This is a genomic window from Microbulbifer mangrovi, from assembly GCF_002009015.1.
Classification (GTDB): domain Bacteria; phylum Pseudomonadota; class Gammaproteobacteria; order Pseudomonadales; family Cellvibrionaceae; genus Microbulbifer; species Microbulbifer mangrovi.
On record NZ_LZDE01000317.1, the window covers coordinates 1 to 17,683 of the forward strand.

General features: G+C 54.9%; 10 protein-coding genes. 5 read left to right on the plus strand and 5 right to left on the minus strand.

What is annotated here, in order from left to right; all coding sequences use genetic code 11:
* Positions 1 to 158: 158 nt before the first annotated feature.
* A complete protein-coding gene (locus B4U49_RS11160; RefSeq protein ID WP_143735630.1) occupies positions 159 to 983 on the plus strand; it encodes a sulfite exporter TauE/SafE family protein in 825 nt (274 codons plus the stop codon).
* Between the two features lie 89 nt (positions 984 to 1,072).
* Here B4U49_RS11160 and B4U49_RS11165 read toward each other — a convergent pair whose 3' ends face one another.
* On the minus strand, positions 1,073 to 2,608 hold the full coding sequence (locus B4U49_RS11165) for a peptide MFS transporter (protein WP_078084677.1): 1,536 nt from the start codon (positions 2,606 to 2,608) through the stop codon (positions 1,073 to 1,075).
* A 268-nt stretch (positions 2,609 to 2,876) separates the two neighbouring features.
* Between B4U49_RS11165 and B4U49_RS11170 the strand changes: the two genes are divergently transcribed.
* Positions 2,877 to 4,082, plus strand: a complete 1,206-nt coding sequence (locus B4U49_RS11170) for a tetratricopeptide repeat protein (RefSeq protein WP_239692591.1) — start codon at positions 2,877 to 2,879, stop codon at positions 4,080 to 4,082.
* A gap of 99 nt (positions 4,083 to 4,181) precedes the next feature.
* Here B4U49_RS11170 and B4U49_RS11175 read toward each other — a convergent pair whose 3' ends face one another.
* Positions 4,182 to 6,881 carry a TonB-dependent receptor plug domain-containing protein gene (locus B4U49_RS11175; protein ID WP_078084679.1) on the minus strand — a complete coding sequence of 900 codons (2,700 nt, stop codon included), beginning with the start codon at positions 6,879 to 6,881 and terminating at the stop codon, positions 4,182 to 4,184.
* Positions 6,882 to 7,407: 526 nt separating this feature from the next.
* Positions 7,408 to 7,992: a MarC family protein gene (locus tag B4U49_RS11180; RefSeq protein ID WP_078084680.1), complete on the minus strand. Its 585-nt coding sequence runs from the start codon at positions 7,990 to 7,992 to the stop codon at positions 7,408 to 7,410.
* A gap of 132 nt (positions 7,993 to 8,124) precedes the next feature.
* On the opposite strand from B4U49_RS11180, the gene B4U49_RS11185 reads away from it, so the two are divergent.
* The 3 genes from B4U49_RS11185 (at position 8,125) to B4U49_RS11195 (ending at position 11,312) form a co-directional block, all read left to right on the plus strand.
* Positions 8,125 to 9,096 carry a class I SAM-dependent methyltransferase gene (locus B4U49_RS11185; protein ID WP_078084681.1) on the plus strand — a complete coding sequence of 324 codons (972 nt, stop codon included), beginning with the start codon at positions 8,125 to 8,127 and terminating at the stop codon, positions 9,094 to 9,096.
* Positions 9,097 to 9,236: 140 nt separating this feature from the next.
* Entirely contained in the window at positions 9,237 to 9,518 is a 282-nt protein-coding gene (locus tag B4U49_RS11190) for a hypothetical protein (protein ID WP_078084682.1), read from the plus strand.
* A gap of 141 nt (positions 9,519 to 9,659) precedes the next feature.
* Positions 9,660 to 11,312: a tetratricopeptide repeat-containing sulfotransferase family protein gene (locus B4U49_RS11195; protein ID WP_078084683.1), complete on the plus strand. Its 1,653-nt coding sequence runs from the start codon at positions 9,660 to 9,662 to the stop codon at positions 11,310 to 11,312.
* A gap of 129 nt (positions 11,313 to 11,441) precedes the next feature.
* Here B4U49_RS11195 and B4U49_RS11200 read toward each other — a convergent pair whose 3' ends face one another.
* Both B4U49_RS11200 and B4U49_RS11205 read right to left on the minus strand, forming a co-directional pair.
* On the minus strand, positions 11,442 to 14,417 hold the full coding sequence (locus tag B4U49_RS11200) for a TonB-dependent receptor domain-containing protein (protein WP_078084684.1): 2,976 nt from the start codon (positions 14,415 to 14,417) through the stop codon (positions 11,442 to 11,444).
* Positions 14,418 to 14,782: 365 nt separating this feature from the next.
* Positions 14,783 to 17,614: a TonB-dependent receptor plug domain-containing protein gene (locus tag B4U49_RS11205; protein ID WP_078084685.1), complete on the minus strand. Its 2,832-nt coding sequence runs from the start codon at positions 17,612 to 17,614 to the stop codon at positions 14,783 to 14,785.
* Positions 17,615 to 17,683: the final 69 nt, after the last annotated feature.

Sequence of the window (17,683 nt, forward strand, 5' to 3'; positions counted from 1 at the left end):
GGTCCCTCTTTTCGACAGTCCCGGAACCCCTCACCGGCTGACACCTTCAGTTCGAACTTCAAACGAATACCTACCTCCAGTTTTGAAAGCGGGGCGGTGGGTAAAGAGCGGTGGCTAGATGCCACCGTTTTTTTTGCCTGAAATTTGTAGGGGGCGTTGTGGAAGTACTTCTGATTTATCTACTGGTGGGTATGGGTGCGGGCACCATTGCCGGTCTGTTCGGCGTTGGCGGCGGCCTGATCATCGTGCCGGCGCTGGTGCTGGTGTTTACCGCCCAGGGCATCGCGCCAGACATCCTTACCCATATGGCGGTGGGCACCTCCCTCGCCACCATCATCATTACCTCCATCAGCTCTATTCGCACCCATCACGGCAAACGCGCCGTGGACTGGAAAATTGTCGCTGCCATGGCCCCGGGCATTCTGCTCGGTTCCTGGATTGGCGGCGTTACCGCGGACTGGCTCAGCGGTGCCTGGTTACAGCTGCTGATCGGCATTTTTGCCGTGGGGATTGCTCTGAAGATGTGGCTGGATGGATTGCGCAAATCGCAATTACCCACGGACGGCGAAAAGGTACCGGGTAGGGTAGGACTGTCTATCGCCGGTGGCATTATCGGTTGGATCTCCGCGATCTTCGGTATTGGTGGGGGCTCACTTACCGTGCCTTTCCTGTCGCGCTGTCATGTGGTCATGCAGCGGGCTGTGGCGACCTCCGCGGCCTGTGGCCTGCCCATTGCCATTGCCGGTGCGCTCAGTTTTGCTGTGCAGGGTTGGAATAACACTCAGCTGCCGGCGTGGAGCAGCGGTTATATCTACTGGCCGGCATTTCTTGGCATTGTGCTGGCCAGTACCTGGTTTGCGCGCTTCGGCGCGCTACTGGCCCACAAACTTTCCCCGCAACTGCTGAAGAACTGCTTTGCCGGGTTGCTGTTTATTATCGGCGCACGTTTTATCTGGCTGAACTACACCGTGCTCGCCGGCTGACGCCCTTGCTGGATGGTGTGATCGAAGCAATAAAAAAGGCCGCTGCGGTTTCCCGTAGCGGCCTTTTTAGTTCAGGGTTTTAACCTGGGTCAGACGGTCTTGGCAGGTGCCTCGGCCGGCTCTACCGGTTCGATGTGGTCTTCACCCTGGCCTTCCCAAGCCTTGGACTTGAGGCTGATCAGGGCGATCACTGCACCGATACCAATGCTGAAGATGGCAATCTGCAGGTACAGGTTCGGCAGCTCGGAAACGTTGTTCGGATCGAAGTTGCCCGCCAGCAGACCGGCAATGATGTTGCCGATGGAGTAGGTGAGTACAAACACACCCATCATCTGGCCGGCGAAGCGACGCGGAGACAGCTTGCTCACCGCACTCAGGGCAACCGGGCTCAGGCACAGTTCACCGACGGTGTGCAGGAAGTAAGTGGTTACCAGCCACATCGGCGCCACTTTCAGGCCGGCTGCGGCTTGCTGGGCAGCGAAGAACATTACGATAAAGCCAGACGCCATGATCATCAGGCCAATGGCGCATTTCAGGCCGTAGGACGGGGAGATCATGCGCTTGCCCAGGTTGATCCACAGGGCGGCGAAGAACGGCGACAGAATGATGATGAACATCGGGTTCACATTCTGGAACCAGGATGCCGGGATCTCGAAGGAGCCGAGCATGCGGTCGGTGTAGTCACGGCCAAACAGGTTCAGGGAGGAGCCCGCCTGTTCGAAGCCGGACCAGAAGCAGGCAGACGCCACACATACCAGGAACAGGGCCCACATACGACGCTTCTCGGTCTGGCTCAGGTTGCCGCCGAAGTAGATGTAGGCGTAGTAGGCAAAAAAGATGATGGTGAAGGCAATGGCTACATATTTGGCCACGGCTACTGGATCAAACGAGATGATGCCGCTCATGGTGAGTGTGGTAATCACAACAACACCGGCAACGATAGCCCAGATGGTGCCCCAGGCTTTTTTGGCGCCCTCGGAGGTCATCGGGTGCTCCGGCTTCAGGCTGGCATCGCCCAGGTTGCCGATTGTCTTGCGGTACTGGATCAGGCCGATCGCCATACCCACAGCAGCGGCGCCGAAGCCCCAGTGCCAGCCAACTTTCTCACCGAAGTAGCCACAGATCATGTAGCCCAGTACGGAGCCGATATTGATACCCATGTAATACAGGGCGTAGCCACTGTCGCGACGCACATCGTCTTCTGCATAGAGGTGGCCGACCAGGGCACTGATATTCGGCTTCAGCAGGCCGGTACCGGTGGCTACCAGGATCAGGCCGATAAAGAAGGTGTGATCACTGGGGATGGCCAGCACGATATGGCCACACATAATGATGATGCCGCCGTACCAGACCGTGCGCTGGCCGCCCAGCAGGCGGTCTGCAATCCAGCCACCGGGGAGGCCCAGGAAGTACACCGCACCGGTGTAGAGGCCGTAAATGGCGGTGGCAGCTGCTACGGTAAAGGCCAGGCCTTCCTGTTGCAGGCTTGCGGTCATAAAGAGGACCAGCAGTGCCCGCATACCGTAGTAACTCATGCGCTCCCACATCTCGGTGAAGAAGAGGGTAGAGAGCCCCTTGGGATGGCCAAAGAAGCCATCGCTGTTCTGTTGCGGTAGTGACGACATATCAGTTGTTCCGATTGTTATAGCTTTAACTTGTTATAGCTTTAAGTGTGACCCTCTCGAGTGTAACAGTGGTCATTAAAACTGGCGAATGGTTACAGGTGAAACAGGAAATGAGCCTGCAAAAGGGATTCCTACGCGACAGGAATTGTGGAAAATTAGAGATTCAAAACATGAAATGGGGAGAATAACGATGAAAACCCCGCAAAATTCCGGACTGGCAGTGGTTAATTGGTCACGGAAGTTGTCGGTGGGCTGGAAATCATTGGCCGTGGGCACTTGCATTGCCCTGATCGGTGGCTGCGCCAGTACCATCCCCGAGCAACCGGCAGCAGTCGATCCACATTGGCTGCTCTCCGGTTCCGCAATCTTCGGTGAGTCTCTGTCCCCCTCCGAGTTACCCGAAGACGATATCCTCGGGCTGGCTCCGGAGATGCGCGAATACCTGGCAAATGTCGCCCCGGATGCCCGTCCGCAACAGCGGCTGGCTGCGCTGTTAAGGGGCTTCGAGCAGCGGGACTTTACTGTCGAGTACCGGGCAGACCAGACCCTCACCGCGGCCGAGACCTACAAGCAGGAAGTGGGTAACTGTATGGCCTTTACCGTGATGATGGTGGCCATGGCGCGGGAGCTGGGCGCCGAGGCCTACTTCAACCAGGTCGAGGTACCCCCGGTTTGGGGCCACGATGAAGAGCAGACTTTTGTCGTCTATCGCCATATCAACATGGTGAGTGAGAGCAACCGCGGCCGCCGTGTCGTAGACTTCAATCTCGCCGCTTACGATCCGGTCTATGATCAGCGGGAACTGACCGACGGCGAAGCCTTTGCCCAGTACTACAGCAACCGCGGTCTGGAGTGGATGGCGCAGGGAGAAATGCGCGAGGCATTCCGCTACCTGCGCAAGGCGCTGGAATTGCGCCCCGGGAACAGCGACCTATGGGCTAACCTCGGGGCCTTCTATAGTCGCAACGGGCAATTCGAGGCCGCCGAGCAGAGTTATCTACAGGCGCTGCAACTGGACAGTCGCCACACCATTGCCATGAGCAACCTGGAGCGGCTCTACCGCAATCAACAGCAGTTTGAACTGGCAGATTATTACGCGGAGAAAGCCCGGTTCCATCGTGAGCGCAATCCCTATTACCTCTACTATAAAGCGCGCAATGCCTACGAACACGGTGAGTACAAGAGCGCCAAGCGGCAGCTCAAACGGGCGATCTGGCAGTATAAGGACGATCACCGGTTTCATTTTTTGATGGGGCTTACCAGCTATAAGCTGGGTGAATTTGTTGATTCTCAAGAGCACTTCTTCCAGGCGTTTCATCTGGCCGATAACCCCTCCGCGCAAAGGGTATACATGAAAAAGCTGGAATTGATGGAAATGACCGGTGATGCAGGAGACCGTTCCCCTCTACGTACACCGGGAGAATTACCCGGCAGGTATTCTGCTGATCCGGCGAGTTTACCCGGTAGATGGTAAGTAAATTGCGCGTTTGCGTGAGTTGGTCACAAAAAAAGGGGGATGCCATTGGCATCCCCCTTTTCGTTGACTGAAAGTCAGCAACTTCTAGTTGGTAACTTAGAACTGGTAAGAAGCACCAGCCCAGAAGTAACGACCCTGGAAGTCGTAGAAGCTGTTCCAGTCACTGCCAGAGGTAGTGTGCGGATCCTTGTCGGAAACGTTATCGATACCAGTGGACAGACGCAGGGACTCATTTACGTCCCAGCCTGCTTTCAGGTTCAGGTAAGTCATGGACTGAACCGGCAGGTAGGGGCTGTAGCCATCGTCGAAGTACTGCATGTCGACGCCCATATCCCAGTCGTTACCGTACCAAGTAGCGCTGGCCAGGCCGCGCCACTTCACGTACAGACCGCTGGTGGTGCCAACGTACTCGAGGTAGTCAGACTCGGTGCCGGACTGCTCGTTGTACTCGTTGTACTCCAGCAGGCGGGAAGCCTGGGCACGCAGGGCCAGACGGCCAGCGTCGAAGTGCAGGTTGTGTACGATATCAACGTCAACACCGCGGGTATCGATCTGACCGATGTTCATTTTCGCACCTTCCAGCGCAACGATCTGATCGCCAGCGCCACGGGTTACGAACTGACATGCGCTCTGATCGCCTGCACGGAAGCAGTCGTCCAGCATGCGCTGCAGGTCCGGGGAGGTGATCGCGTCTTCAACGCTGATGTCGTAGTAGTCCAGAGTAATAGACAGGTCGTCGACAAAGCTCGGGGTCCACACAACACCGGCGGTGAAGGTAGTCGCTTCTTCCGGAGTCAGCTCTTCGTTACCGCCAATATTGGTCGGAACCTGGTTGCCTGCCTGAGTGAAGCCAGCGCCAACCATGCCGCAGTTCGCGCCCTGGCCGTCTTCGTTTGCCGCGCTGGTGTCACACGGGTCGATCAGGTACTCGTAGCTCTGTGCGGAACCGCTGAACAGCTCGTAGATGCCCGGCGCACGGAAAGAGGTGGAGTAGCTGGTACGGAAGCGCACGTCTTCAACCGGTGCGTAAACCAGGCCAACTTTACCGGTGCTCTGGCCACCGAAGGTGCTGAAGTCGGAGTAGCGAACAGCTACGTCAGCAGTCAGCTCTTCTGCGAAGCGTGCACCCTGCAGGATCGGCAGGTTGAATTCAGCAAATGCTTCGGTTACGTCGTACTCACCGCCAGTCGCATCTTGCTGGTTACCGAAGGTCGCACCGCTCTGGGTTTCCGGAGACGGGTTGAACTCGCCGGACTCTTCGCGGTACTCAACACCTGCAGCAAAGCCCAGAGCGCCGCCCTGGAATTCGATGGCATTGATGTCGCCAGAAATGGATGCGCCGACGTTCACCAGCTCATAGGAGTTGTCTTCGAAGTCGTCGTAGCGGAAGTAGTCCATGATTTCCGGGCTCATACCGCCCGCGAAGTTGTAGTCCAGACCCGCTTCGCCGCTGAAGATCTCTTCCAACTTGGTTTTGTTGTAAGAGTTCAGGGTAACGTTTTCGCCTTCGTTTTTGCCGTAGCTTGCGAAGGTATCCCAGCTCCAACCATTGGCGAAATCGCCATTCAGGCCGGTAGCAACACGGTAGGTGTCAGTGGTCTGCTCGTACTCACGAGTACCACCAGATACCGGACGGATACGGAAGTCGGAGAAACCGTCCAGCCAATCGGTGCCGTGAGAAGCAACCGGAGCAGTCGGCTCCAGGCCTTCGGGGCTACCCTGTGCTTCCCATTCGGTAACTGCAGCATTGTATGCCGCCAGCTCGATCTGGTAAGCGTCGTCAGCTTGTTGCCACGCGTCCTGCAGCTGAGACTTGATCGCTTCAGGCAGGTGCGTTTCCGGATTCAGAGTAAAACCGTTACCCGCGTACAGCGGCTGTGCAGCCAGCTGCTGGTTACTGGTTTTGTTGGTGTAGCTGACTTCACCCCACAGCTCAACGCTGTCGGTGATGGAGAATTTGCCAGAAGCGGTAGCGGAAGTACGCTCCATAGCGCCGGACAGCCACATGTGCTGACCGATGTCGTAACCGGCGTAATCGCCCAGAGTCACGCCGTCTTCACCGATGCTGAAGCTGCCGTAGTTGGTGAAGATATTACCGTTCGGGCCCATGGAGCTGGTCAGACCAGCCCAGTCGCGATCTTCGTAGGTGATTTCGTCGCGCTGCGCGTGGGTAATGTTGGCAATAAAGCTGCCGCGCTCGCCTTCGCTACCGAAGGTGATAGACAGGTCGCCATTCTCGCCGCCACCTGCGTCGGTAGCACCTGCGCGAGCATTAATGCGAACGCCGTCGAAGGAATCCTTCATGACCACGTTGATTACGCCTGCTACAGCATCAGAGCCGTATACCGCAGAAGCACCGTCGGTCAGAACTTCGATACGGTCGATCATGTCTACCGGAATGTTGTTCATGTCTACCGCAGAGCTAACGCCGGAAGCGGAAGATACGAAGCGACGGCCGTTAACCAGTACCAGGGTGCGTGCAGAGCCCAGGTTACGCAGGTCAACAAACGACAGGCCTTGGCCACCGTTGTTGTCGTTGGCGTTGATACCGGTAGTACCCATGGACGGCAGCTGGTTCAGCAGTTCGTCGATGGTGCCTACACCTGAACGGCTGATCGCATCGGAGTCTACGATGGTGATCGGGCCGGTGGTGGAAAGCGGGTCACGTGCAATACGGGAGCCAGTAACGATCACTTCTTCGACGGTCGGGCCGGGTACGGCTTCCTGAGCGGAAACACCGGTAGCGGCGATGGTGCCGAAAGCTGCGATAGCGATACTCAACTTGGTCTTGATCATAAATGCATCCTTTATGTCTTTAGAGGCACTTTTATAGGTTTGTTGTAATTCGAGTGCGGGCTGACTTTATAGGATGCTGGTAATTTGTGGAACTAACCTGACATTGCGGGATCTTTATTAAATTGGATATTTTGTTTTATTAATAATCGAAGCGGTTAAATAGTAAGCGTAAAGAAGTGTATATATCCGTTATATATTTGTTTTAATGCAAAATATTAACGGCATTAAGCCACCGAATAGGATGTGTGTAACTAATATTTAACTTTGAGAGTTGGTTCAAAAATTGATCAGGGTGTGAGGCTGTGTGCTATTTGATCGATTTTTGCCATTGTGAAAAGGTTTTGGAGTTTTAATCTGGGGAGCCTTTGTATCCCAAAAAAATGTTTTGTGTGACCAGGTTTTGTCCAGTTAAAAATAAAATAAGAAAAAGATTGGAGGCTATTGCCTTTAGAAACGTCACTAAGCCTGCGGCGGGCGAAAATCCGATTCAGATATCGCCCGTACACAGGCCACTCTTTATAAGAAGTTAACTCAGGCTCTGCTTGATGCCATCCAGAAACAGCTGCACTGCGAGCATTACCAGAACCATTCCCATCAGGCGCTCTACCGCAATCAGTCCCCGGTTACCCAGCAGGCGGGCAAGTGGGGAAGAAGCCAGCAGTATTACCGCAGAAACGCCCCAGGCCCCGAGTAGTGCCAGTGTCCAGTTCCACAGCTGCTCGCCCTCGCTATTGGTCATCAGCATCAAAATGGCCATGGTGGAGGGGCCGGCTACCAGGGGAACCGCCAGCGGCACAAAGAAAGGCTCTCCTTCTAATCGTTCTCCCATGATGCCGCCTTCAATGGGAAACACCATACGGATGGCAATCAGGAACAGGATGATTGCCCCGGCAATACGGATGGCTTCCTGTGACAGACCGAGCCACGCAAGCACGAAGCGGCCGCCATAGAGGAATACCAGCAATACGATCAGAGCGAAGATGAGTTCGCGCATGATCACGTATAGCTGGCGTTTGGGGGGCACATTCTTAAGGGCGGCAAGGAATACTGGAATGTTGCCCAGGGGGTCCATGACGAAGAGCAGGGTCAGAAAAGCGGTAAGGGTATCCATGTTTATCGTATAGCTGAGTGATTGTGGAGTTGCTGGCGGTGTTCGTCTCTACATGACTACCTTCAGAAATTCTGAAGATCGTGCCATTTGCAGCGGCGGTGTTCAGAAGTTGACGCAAAGAGATTCGGCAACATGAGTGTGAGCACAGCCTCAAGCTGGCAGTCTTACTGGCAGCAGGCCAAAGATAAAAACGTCTGTGAACTTGGTGGGACAGACCATCCGGCCATTGAGCAATTCTGGCATAGATTTTTCAGGGATGCGCGGGTTGGTGCAAAAAATGCATCTGGTTGCCCGCGAATCATTGACATTGCCAGTGGTAGTGGCGCCGTTTTCGGACACTTGTATTCGGTGGTGGACGAAGCGCGCTGTTATCCCGTGTGCGTTGACCTCTCCCCTGACGCGGTGAACGCGGTTGTCGCTCGCTGGCCGGCGGTGTCTGGTATTGTGGCAGACGGTGCAGCACTGCCACTGGCTGAGCACAGCGCAGAGATTGTCACGAGCCAGTTCGGTGTTGAATACGCGGGAATCGAGGCTGTCCGGGCGCTGTTGGATATTGTCGGCCCTGGGGGCAGGGCTGGGTTGCTGCTACACCATCGGGATGGCGCCATTTACAGAGAGTGCGCCGACAATTACGCCGCCCTTCGTGAAGTACGCGAAAACGGCTTTGTGGAAGGTGCTATTGAAATGTTTCCCCATGCATTTGATGTGCTTGAGGGAGGCGCGCGAGCTGCCTATGAGGAGACCTCTCGTAATCTAATTCCGGCCTTTCGCGATATGGAGCGAATTATGGCGCAATATGGTCGGCATGTAGCAGGCGGTGTGATTCGGCAGCTATATATGGACGTAAACCATATACACTCGAATTTGCCAAGGTTTAACCGCGAGGAAGTCGTTGGGTGGCTGCAACAGACGGTCACGGAATTGGACCGTTACATGGAAAGAATGAATTCCATGTGTAGGGCTGCACTCAGTGCGCAAAGCTTTGAAACGTTGACGGTGGACTTGGCTAATTCCGGATTTGATTTACTCGAGGCGGAAGCGCTGGAAGGGGCGGGTCAGGCGTATCCATTGGCCTGGTCTTTAGTTGCAGAAAAGGTCGCTTAAATAATTTCAATATTTCCTTCGGTCGTGTGTAAATAACCGCGACGGGCCGCAATCTGGATATGCCATGCCAGCGGAGGTAACATGTAATTCCCTGTCTCGGAGGCAGGCGAAAGGACTTTGATTATGAACAGGATATTGGCATGAAACTGAAAATGATTCATTGTGTTGGGCTGGGTGTGGCCCTGTTGGCCGGATGTGCCTCTGGTGGTGGAGAGAAGGCGCCTGAAGCAGCGGCGCAGGGCGATTCAGCGACTAACAGCTTGGCGACTGCGAAAGAAGAAAAAATTTGTAAAGTACGAGCGATTACCGGGTCTCGTTTCAAGCAAAAAACCTGCATGACTCAGGAAGAGTGGGATCGTATGGCTTACGAAACCAGAAAAATGCTGGATGAAGATACTCGCAGTAAACCAACGAATTATTAATTTACTGCGTTATCGTTATATTCAGTCTGTTTTTGCATTCCTAAAAGGCACCTCGGTTTCAGTTTGCTGAACCTGGGTGCCTTTTTGCGTTTGGCTGAACTCAGGTGGATAGACGTTTTCTGGTGAGCGGTTGATAAGGTTATGAATATCCCTCCAAATATACTGAAACGCCTTCAGGAAGCGAGAGCGCTCGCCGAGAACAGGCGATTTACTGAAGCTGAACAGATATACCGAGCGCTATTGTCGGCCGCTGGTACTGAAGAGTTGGTTTATCGAGAGCTTTTCCATTTTTATGTGCGGCAAGAGAATGCCGCGCAAGCCGTTTCATGCCTGGAAGAAATGGCGCGACACTTTTCTGGTGAGCCAGAGTGGTGGCTTCAGTTGGCCCAGTACGCGCAATCCTGTGGCGACGATGATAAAGCGATTCTCGGCTACCGAAAGTTTCTGGAGCAGGTAACGGATCGGCCGAATACGGTTTACAACTTTGCCTATCTGCTGAAGCAGGTGGGAAAGCTGGAAGAGGCGTTGAGTTGGTATCAGAAAGCGTTGGATATGGGCGTGTCAGGGAAGGAGGAGGTTTATACCAATATCGGCGTGATTTTATCCGAGTTGCGCCGTGAGCCGGAGGCGCGCGCGAGCTATGAGAAAGCGCTGCAAATCCGCCAAGACTATTTACCTGCGCTCTTGAACCTGGCGGCACTGTCGGAGGAGTCCGGTGACAGGGATTCTGCGTTAGAGCAATACAGCAAGGTGCTGGCGATTGACAGCGAAAATGTATTGGCGCTCAGCCGATTGGCCCATCTTTCCACCGTGGATAGTTCAAGTGACCCCTTAATTGAGAAAATTTCGTCTTTGTTGGCGAAAAACGGGTTGTCCCGAGCCGATCAGGAAGAGCTAGGTTTCGCGCTTGGAAAGCTGCTGGATGGTTGCGGTGAGTATGGGCAAGCATTCACCAATTTTGCCAAAGCGAATAATTTAGGTAAATCCAGGTTCAAGCCATACAGTAAAGGCGCGCAGTCTAGATTGGTTGATAAACTGATACAGGCATTTTCCCCAGAAACATCAGACTCTGGAAGCAGTATTGCCGGAGCGGACCCAGTCTTTATTTGTGGCATGTTTCGCTCGGGATCGACGCTTGTAGAGCAAGTGCTCAGTGGCCACTCAGCAATCACCTCTGGCGGAGAGCTGGATTTCTTTCCGCGTCTGATTCATGAGCTTGGTGGAGGCTATCCGGAGAGTCTGGGTCAGTTGGACGCTGAGTTCTTTGAGAGGGCTGGTGCAGATTATAGGGATTTCCTATCCCGGAGATTCGATCCGAAATCTATTGTGACGGATAAGCGGCCGGATAATTTTCTACATGTTGGTCTCATCAAGCGGGCGTTACCGAGTGCCCGGTTTATCTGGACCCGGCGAGGGTTATTGGACAATTGCTTGTCGATCTATTTTCAGCAGCTTGGCGGGGGGATGAACTATTCAACCGATCTCGAGGCGATTGGTCACTATTTTGTACAGCAAGAGCGGCTAATGCGCCACTGGCAATGTTTGTTCCCGCAAAGTATCTGTGAAGTTGAGTATGAGACGTTGGTAGTGGACCCGGAAAAGGAAACGCGCAGGCTACTGAATTTCCTTGGCCTCAACTGGGAGTCTGGCTGCCTTAACTTTCAGGAGCGTAAGAATTACGTCAAGACGGCGAGCGTTTGGCAGGTAAGGAAGGGAATGCATACCGGCTCGGTCAAACGATATCAGAACTATCGAAGCCAGCTTTCGGCTTTGGGTCAATTTCTGCAGGTTTAGCCACCTTATAGGTTCTTGAGCCACTTTGCACAAGTGCTTTATTTCGTTTGTGTCGGTAAATAAAAAAGGCGCGGTGGAAACCACCGCGCCTTTTCTTTTTCCTGATTACCAGGGCTCTAATTCAAAGAATTAGAAGTCCGCGGTAATACCCAGGAAGGCGTACCGGCCCAGAGCGTCGTAGATGCCCGGGAAGGTGTTGCCGTTACCGTAGATGCTGGGGCCAGCGTCAGAAGTCAGCGGCGGCTCTTTGTCGAAGACATTGTTGATACCGCTGCGGATAGTGACGTTGTCGCTAGCAGCCCAGGAACCGGACAGATCGAAGTAGTTGAATGCATCGAAATCTGCACCGTTGGCTCCGAGGTCGTCAACAGCACCAATGTGACGCCATGCACCGGTCACATTTACGCTCCAGGGAGTGGACCAGGTAGCGCGCAGAGTGCTTACGAATTCCGGAGTGGGAGTACCACAGGAACCGTTCCAAACGCCTACACAGTCTTCAACCGGCTGGCCGACGAACTCTTGCTGATCCCACTTGGTGAGGTAGGTAGCGATCAGGTTCATGTCAACGCCGCCGAACTCGCCCACTTCAAAGCCGTAGTTGGCGTTGATGTCGACACCTTCGGTTTCGAAGAAGCCGATGTTAACGTCGGTTGCGGAAATGGCAGCGCTGCCGATCCACAGGTTGCCGTTGCCACCACGGTTGATGGAGTCACAGAACAGAGCGTCGCCAGTCTCGAGACACTTGTTCAGGATGGTTTCCGGGCTAATACCAGCGATCGCTTCGGTGACCTGAATGTTGAAGTAGTCAACACTCATGCTCAGGCCGGAGATCATTTCCGGGGTGTAAACGAAACCGAAAGATACGGTCTCGGATTCTTCCGGAGCCAGATCCGGGTTACCGCCGCCGATGTAGTTGTACTGACCGGCCGGGGAGTCAATGGCGCCACCGTAGGTAGCGGCAGTGATGCCGGAGTTCTGACACTCTGCCAGAGTAGCGGTCGGGCCTACAACGTTGCCGTCGGCATCGGTGCGGGAGCCACAGGGATCGTAAGTCATGTCGAACAGGCCGATGGACTGTGCACGGTACAGCTCACGAATGTTGGCGTGACGGGTAGCGGACTGGAAGCTCGCGCGAACGCGCAGGTCGTTCATCGGTTGCCAGTCAGCAGCCACTTTGTAGGTGTTGGTCTGCTCGTCGGTGGAGTAGTCGGAGTAGCGGTAAGCCAGTTCCAGGCCGAGGTACTCCATACCGGGCTTGCCGCTAACCAGCGGAATGCTCGCTTCGGAGAACACTTCTTTCACGGACAGCTTGCCGTCAACCGGCAGGGTCGGGCCGCCCTGGCCTGCACCTTCACCGTTCTGGAAGCCAGAGTCCGGAGAGTAGTTCAGGGATTCACGACGGCTTTCCAGACCAGCAACAATCGCTACGCCGCTGTCAGCAGTCGGCAGCTTCACGCCGTAGTCGGTCAGGTCGCCAGTTACGTAACCGGAAACGATTTCCTGATCGGTAGTACCGCGGGCAAACAGCGGCAGAACCAGGTAATCGATCGCTTCTTGAGTTACGCCGCCTTCCTGGAAGATGTTCCAGGGCACACAGTTAGGATCAGAGCCGTCGAGGACAGACTGACATACCGGGTTGCCATCGGCATCAGAACGCACGTCGAGTGCACGTCCGATACGGCTGGAAGACAGGTCGTTCAGGTAAGTTTGCTCAAGGCTAACTTCTGAGTACTGACCGTATACGTCGTAAGACCAGTTTTCGTTGATGTCACCGCGAATACCGAACACACCGCGGAAAGTGGTGTGACGCATATCGTCCTGACGGGGACCGCCCTCTACGTTACGACGGCCGATGTAGATAGCACCCGGGTTAGTGGTAACTTCGCCGGTGGTTGCGTCGGTGTTAGTTACAACCAGGTCGCTTACGAACTGGTCTTTACCCAGACCGTAAACACCACAGATGGCGTCATACTGTTCGTCGGACAGGAAGGGGTTACCACAGAACAGGTCGTTGGTTACGAAGAAAGCACCGGAAGGCGCGATCTGGGCAACGGTGCGGTCGTCAGCGTACATCAGCTGCGCGTAGGCAGTGGCGTTTTCGTTGATGTCGTAGTGACCGAAAGCACCCATGGTCCAGCGCTCGTCCGGACGCTGGAAGTAGTTCAGCGGGCCGTAGTTGTACAGGCGGCTGAAATCGGTGAAGCCAGTGCCGTCTACGCTGTAGTCAAAGCTTTCAGTAGTATCGCCGGAGTTTACGCCGAAGTCGGTGAAGCGACCCCAGGGTACAGTGGAGGAACCACCGCAGGAGAAGTTGTCGGGGCTGCCGCCCAGTGCACAACCGGAGTAGTCGCGGTCTGCCTGCAGTACCGGGTCAATTTTGCGGTAGTTGGCATAAGCGGTCACGTTACCGCGGCCACCATCCAGGTTGGCACCCATGATCATGGAGAAATCATTGGTTTCGCCGTCGGTCACGCTGCCGTCAGCTACGTCAAAGCCTCTGGATTTAACCAGGTCCTGCATAGCACCGTTGTCGTTATTGTGCTGGTAGACGCTGGTCTGGCTGTCGAAACGAACGCCTTCGAAGTCGTCCATCATGATGAAGTTGACAACGCCGGCAATCGCGTCAGAACCGTAGGTAGCGGAAGAGCCACCAGTCAGAACTTCAACGCGCTCTACCAGGGCACCCGGGATCTGGTTAAGGTCAGCGCCAGAGCCGCCCGCCAGCGGAGAACCAGCAGGCATACGACGACCGTCGATCAGCACCAGGGTACGCTGGGAGCCGAGGCCACGCAGTGAAACGGTTGCGGTACCGGTGGAGCCGTTCGCCTGACCGGCGGTCTGGGTCGCAGCAACTTGCGGCAGGTCGTTGATCAGGTCTTCAACGCGGACCATACCGGTGGCTTTCAAGTCTTCAGCGTTTACAGAAGTTACCGGGCTTACACTGGTTTCATTTGCGTCACGCTGGATACGAGAGCCTGTAACTACAACCTCTTCTACAGCGTCGGCACCTTCTTGTGCAAAAGCCGGCATGGAGGGAACCAGAATCGCAACAGCGGTAAGGCCCAATGCGCCTTTCACTGCCGCAGACAGTAGGTTCTTTTTCATTTGAAGTCCTCTCTTGATCTTTGGAATCTTTTAAGTGTGTTGTTTCAGATAAGTCTGGAGATGGTTACCCCAATAAGCATCTCCGTGCCCAACAGGTGTTTAACGACCCGCGTAAAAAGTTCCTCAAAACTTTGAACAAAATTTCTATTTTTTTTGTGACCAAATTCCGTTTCTGGTGTTTTCAATTGTCCATTTTCAGGATTTATTTTATTTGTAGGATGTCGAGCGTAGTAAGCCTTTGGTGACTTTAGTGACTTTCCGTTGCAGCGGGTGTCTCTTGGGGGGGGGGTGCAGGTAATTTATTTCAAGGCATAAAAAAGGCGGCTCTAAGAGCCGCCTGAAAAGACCAAGATAATTTTTATAAATTAGAAGGTGAAGCGAACACCTACGTAAGCGCTGCGGCCAATCGGGTTGTATACAGACGCGTTGGTGTCAGTACCGGTAGAGTTACCCGGAACACCAGACAGGATGATCGGAGCTTCCTCATCCAGCACGTTGTTGATACCGATGTTGGCGCTGACGCTCTCGGTGAACTGGTAGTTCGCGAACAGGTCGTGAGTTACGTATTCACCTACGGAGTAGTTGAAGTCCGGGCTGCTCAGGTCCGGAGAAGCGTCGCTCAGGTAAGCGGTTTCCCACTGGACTACCAGGCGGTCCATCGCGTAGTTGATGGTTGCCAGCCACTGGTTCTCGAAGTAACCAACTTCACCGACCAGCTCGTCAGCATCGCCGAACTTGCTCAGGGTGTAGTCCATCACGTGGCCGTAGTTGAGGTTCACGTCCAGCGTGCCCATGCCAACGTCGCGGCTCCAGCCCAGCTGCAGGTCGATACCTTCAGTGGTCAGGGTACCTTCGTTGATGTAGCCGGAGTTAACTTCGGTGATCTCACCCTTCTGGAATGCAGGGCCGCTGTTATCGCGGACAATGAAGTCACAGAAGTTGTTCGGGAAGCTGGTGGAGTTGTAGCAGAAGTCGACAGAAGTCTGACGACCAACGGTGTCGATCAGGTCTTCGATTTCAATGCTGTACCAGTCCAGAGAGGTGGTGATGTTACCGAAGGTGCCGAAATCGTGTTCGAAGATTGCACCGAAGGTGTAGCTATCGGAGGTCTCGGTGAACAGGTTCTCGTTGCCTTTGCCGGTGAAGCCGCCAGTGCCCTGAATTTCAGGCTGGGTCAGCTCGAAAACACCTTCAGCGGCGATTCGGTCTGCAACGGCCGGGATACTGCGGCAGTTATCGGCAACAACGCCAGAGGTAGTAGCAGTTACGCCGTTACAAGGGTCGCTTACAGATGCGAAGTTCTCGCCGCCCGGAGAGTACAGTTCGCTGATGTTTGGCGCACGTACCGCACGAGCGTACTGACCGCGAACACGCAGTTCATCGTTGATAACCCAGGATACGCGACCGGTGTATGCGTCGGTATTGCCGATGGTGTCGTAGTCAGAATAACGGTAAGCCGCGCCAACGCTCAGGGACTGAACACCCGGCAGGTCGGACAGCAGCGGTGCTTCCATCTCAACGTAGATTTCGTTGACGCTGTAGCTACCTTCAGTCGGCTCTTCCTTGTTACCGGCGTTCTGGCCAGTGCGGGTCAGGGCGTCCGGGAAGTCTGCCGCGTATTCGTCACGGTATTCCCAGCCGGTTGCCAGGCTCAGCGGGCCAGCGGGCAGGTCCACCAGCGAACCGTTTACGTTGATACCAGCGATGGTTTGCTTGGTGCGCTGGTCGCGAACGGACGGAGCAGAAACGTAGTCTGCAGCTTCCTGAGAGATGGCGCCTTTACCGAACAGGTTCAGCGGGGCACAGCCTTCTGCAACGGCAGCCGGGTCAGCACATACGATGTTGCCATTGGCATCTTCAACCGCGTTCAGAGCGTTGCGGAAGTTGGAAATGTTCAGCTGGCCGGTACCGCGCTGGCTGTCCTGCATCTGGCCCTGGCCCAGGAAGGTGTCCCAGTTCCAGTCGTTGTATTCGCCACGCAGGCCAACCAATGCACGGAAGGTTTGACGCTCGGCGAAGGAGCCGCGCTGATCCAGCTCGGTAGTACGACGCACAAACTGGATGTATTCGTCACCGGCGGCTACCGCCAGGTCACGCAGTTCCTGCGGTACGTACGGGTTATCGATGGAAACGCCATCGATGTACAGGTCGTCAAAAGACAGCGGGTAAGGCTCGATCTCGGTCTGAGTCTCGGTGCGCGCGAAAGTGGTTTCAACGAACGCTTCAAGGTTGTCGCTCAGGTCGTAGTTCAGGTTACTGCTGATCAGGAAACGCTCGGTCGGTACGGAGTAGCGACGGAAGTGCTGACGGTTGAAGCCGTACTTGTCACCATCCCAATCGACAACTTCGCCCAGGTCATTGTCGAAGACATACTGGTCGCCAGTGGACGGAATGCCGAAGCGGCCGTACTCAGAGTAAGACGAGTAGAAAGGCGCAGTGCTGTCGGTAACACTGCCGCCAAAGTAGATGGAAGACAGGTCGTCGACCGCGGTGTTCTTGCGATCACGCGCCAGTACACCACCTTCGTCGGTGTAGGTCATGGAGACAACGGCATTACCTTTGCCACCGTCAAAGTTGCCACCGGCGGTGAAGTTGAAACGGTCGGTAGTGTCATCGCCGTACTCGAGGGTTTCACCGTGAGAAGAGGTGATGCTTACGCCTTCGAAGTCGTCTTTCAGGATGACGTTGATAACGCCCGCCAGAGCGTCGGAACCATAGATGGCGGATGCGCCACCGGTGATTACTTCAACACGCTCGATCAGCTCGGTCGGAATAGTGTTCCAGTCAACAGCGGAGGAGCCGGCAACACCGGATACGTAACGACGGCCGTTTACCAGTACCAGAGTGCGGTCTTCGCCCAGGTTACGCAGTTCAACAGTGTTGATACCGCCGCCGGAGGTCAGGAAGTTGGAGTTGTTGCTGGACAGGCCAGAAACACCGGTAGCCGGCAGAGAGCGCAGAATCTCGGCGCTGTTCAGCTCGCCGGAGTATTCGATGGATGCGGAGTCAACAGTGGTGATTGCTGTCGGGCTGTCCAGGTTGGCGCGAACAATGCGCGAGCCGGTAACAACAACTTCTTCCACCAGTGCAGCGTCTTCTGCTTCCTGTGCATAAGCGGACATGGAAGGAACCATAATCGCAGCGGCGGTGAGGCCCAGAGCCCCTTTAACGGCTGCAGACAGAAGGTTCTTTTTCATTGGAAATCCTCTCTTGAGATCGTTGGATTTATATGGTTTGCCACTTAGTGGCGATGTTTGGAAATGGCT

What these genes read in the sequence shown, in the direction of transcription:
- B4U49_RS11165 (WP_078084677.1), bottom strand. Translation starts at nt 2,608, where the DNA reads ATGTCGTCACTACCGCAACAGAACAGCGATGGCTTCTTTGGCCATCCC.
- B4U49_RS11175 (WP_078084679.1), bottom strand. Translation starts at nt 6,881, where the DNA reads ATGATCAAGACCAAGTTGAGTATCGCTATCGCAGCTTTCGGCACCATC.
- B4U49_RS11180 (WP_078084680.1), bottom strand. Translation starts at nt 7,992, where the DNA reads ATGGATACCCTTACCGCTTTTCTGACCCTGCTCTTCGTCATGGACCCC.
- B4U49_RS11185 (WP_078084681.1), top strand. Translation starts at nt 8,125, where the DNA reads ATGAGTGTGAGCACAGCCTCAAGCTGGCAGTCTTACTGGCAGCAGGCC.
- B4U49_RS11190 (WP_078084682.1), top strand. Translation starts at nt 9,237, where the DNA reads ATGAAACTGAAAATGATTCATTGTGTTGGGCTGGGTGTGGCCCTGTTG.
- B4U49_RS11195 (WP_078084683.1), top strand. Translation starts at nt 9,660, where the DNA reads ATGAATATCCCTCCAAATATACTGAAACGCCTTCAGGAAGCGAGAGCG.
- B4U49_RS11200 (WP_078084684.1), bottom strand. Translation starts at nt 14,417, where the DNA reads ATGAAAAAGAACCTACTGTCTGCGGCAGTGAAAGGCGCATTGGGCCTT.
- B4U49_RS11205 (WP_078084685.1), bottom strand. Translation starts at nt 17,614, where the DNA reads ATGAAAAAGAACCTTCTGTCTGCAGCCGTTAAAGGGGCTCTGGGCCTC.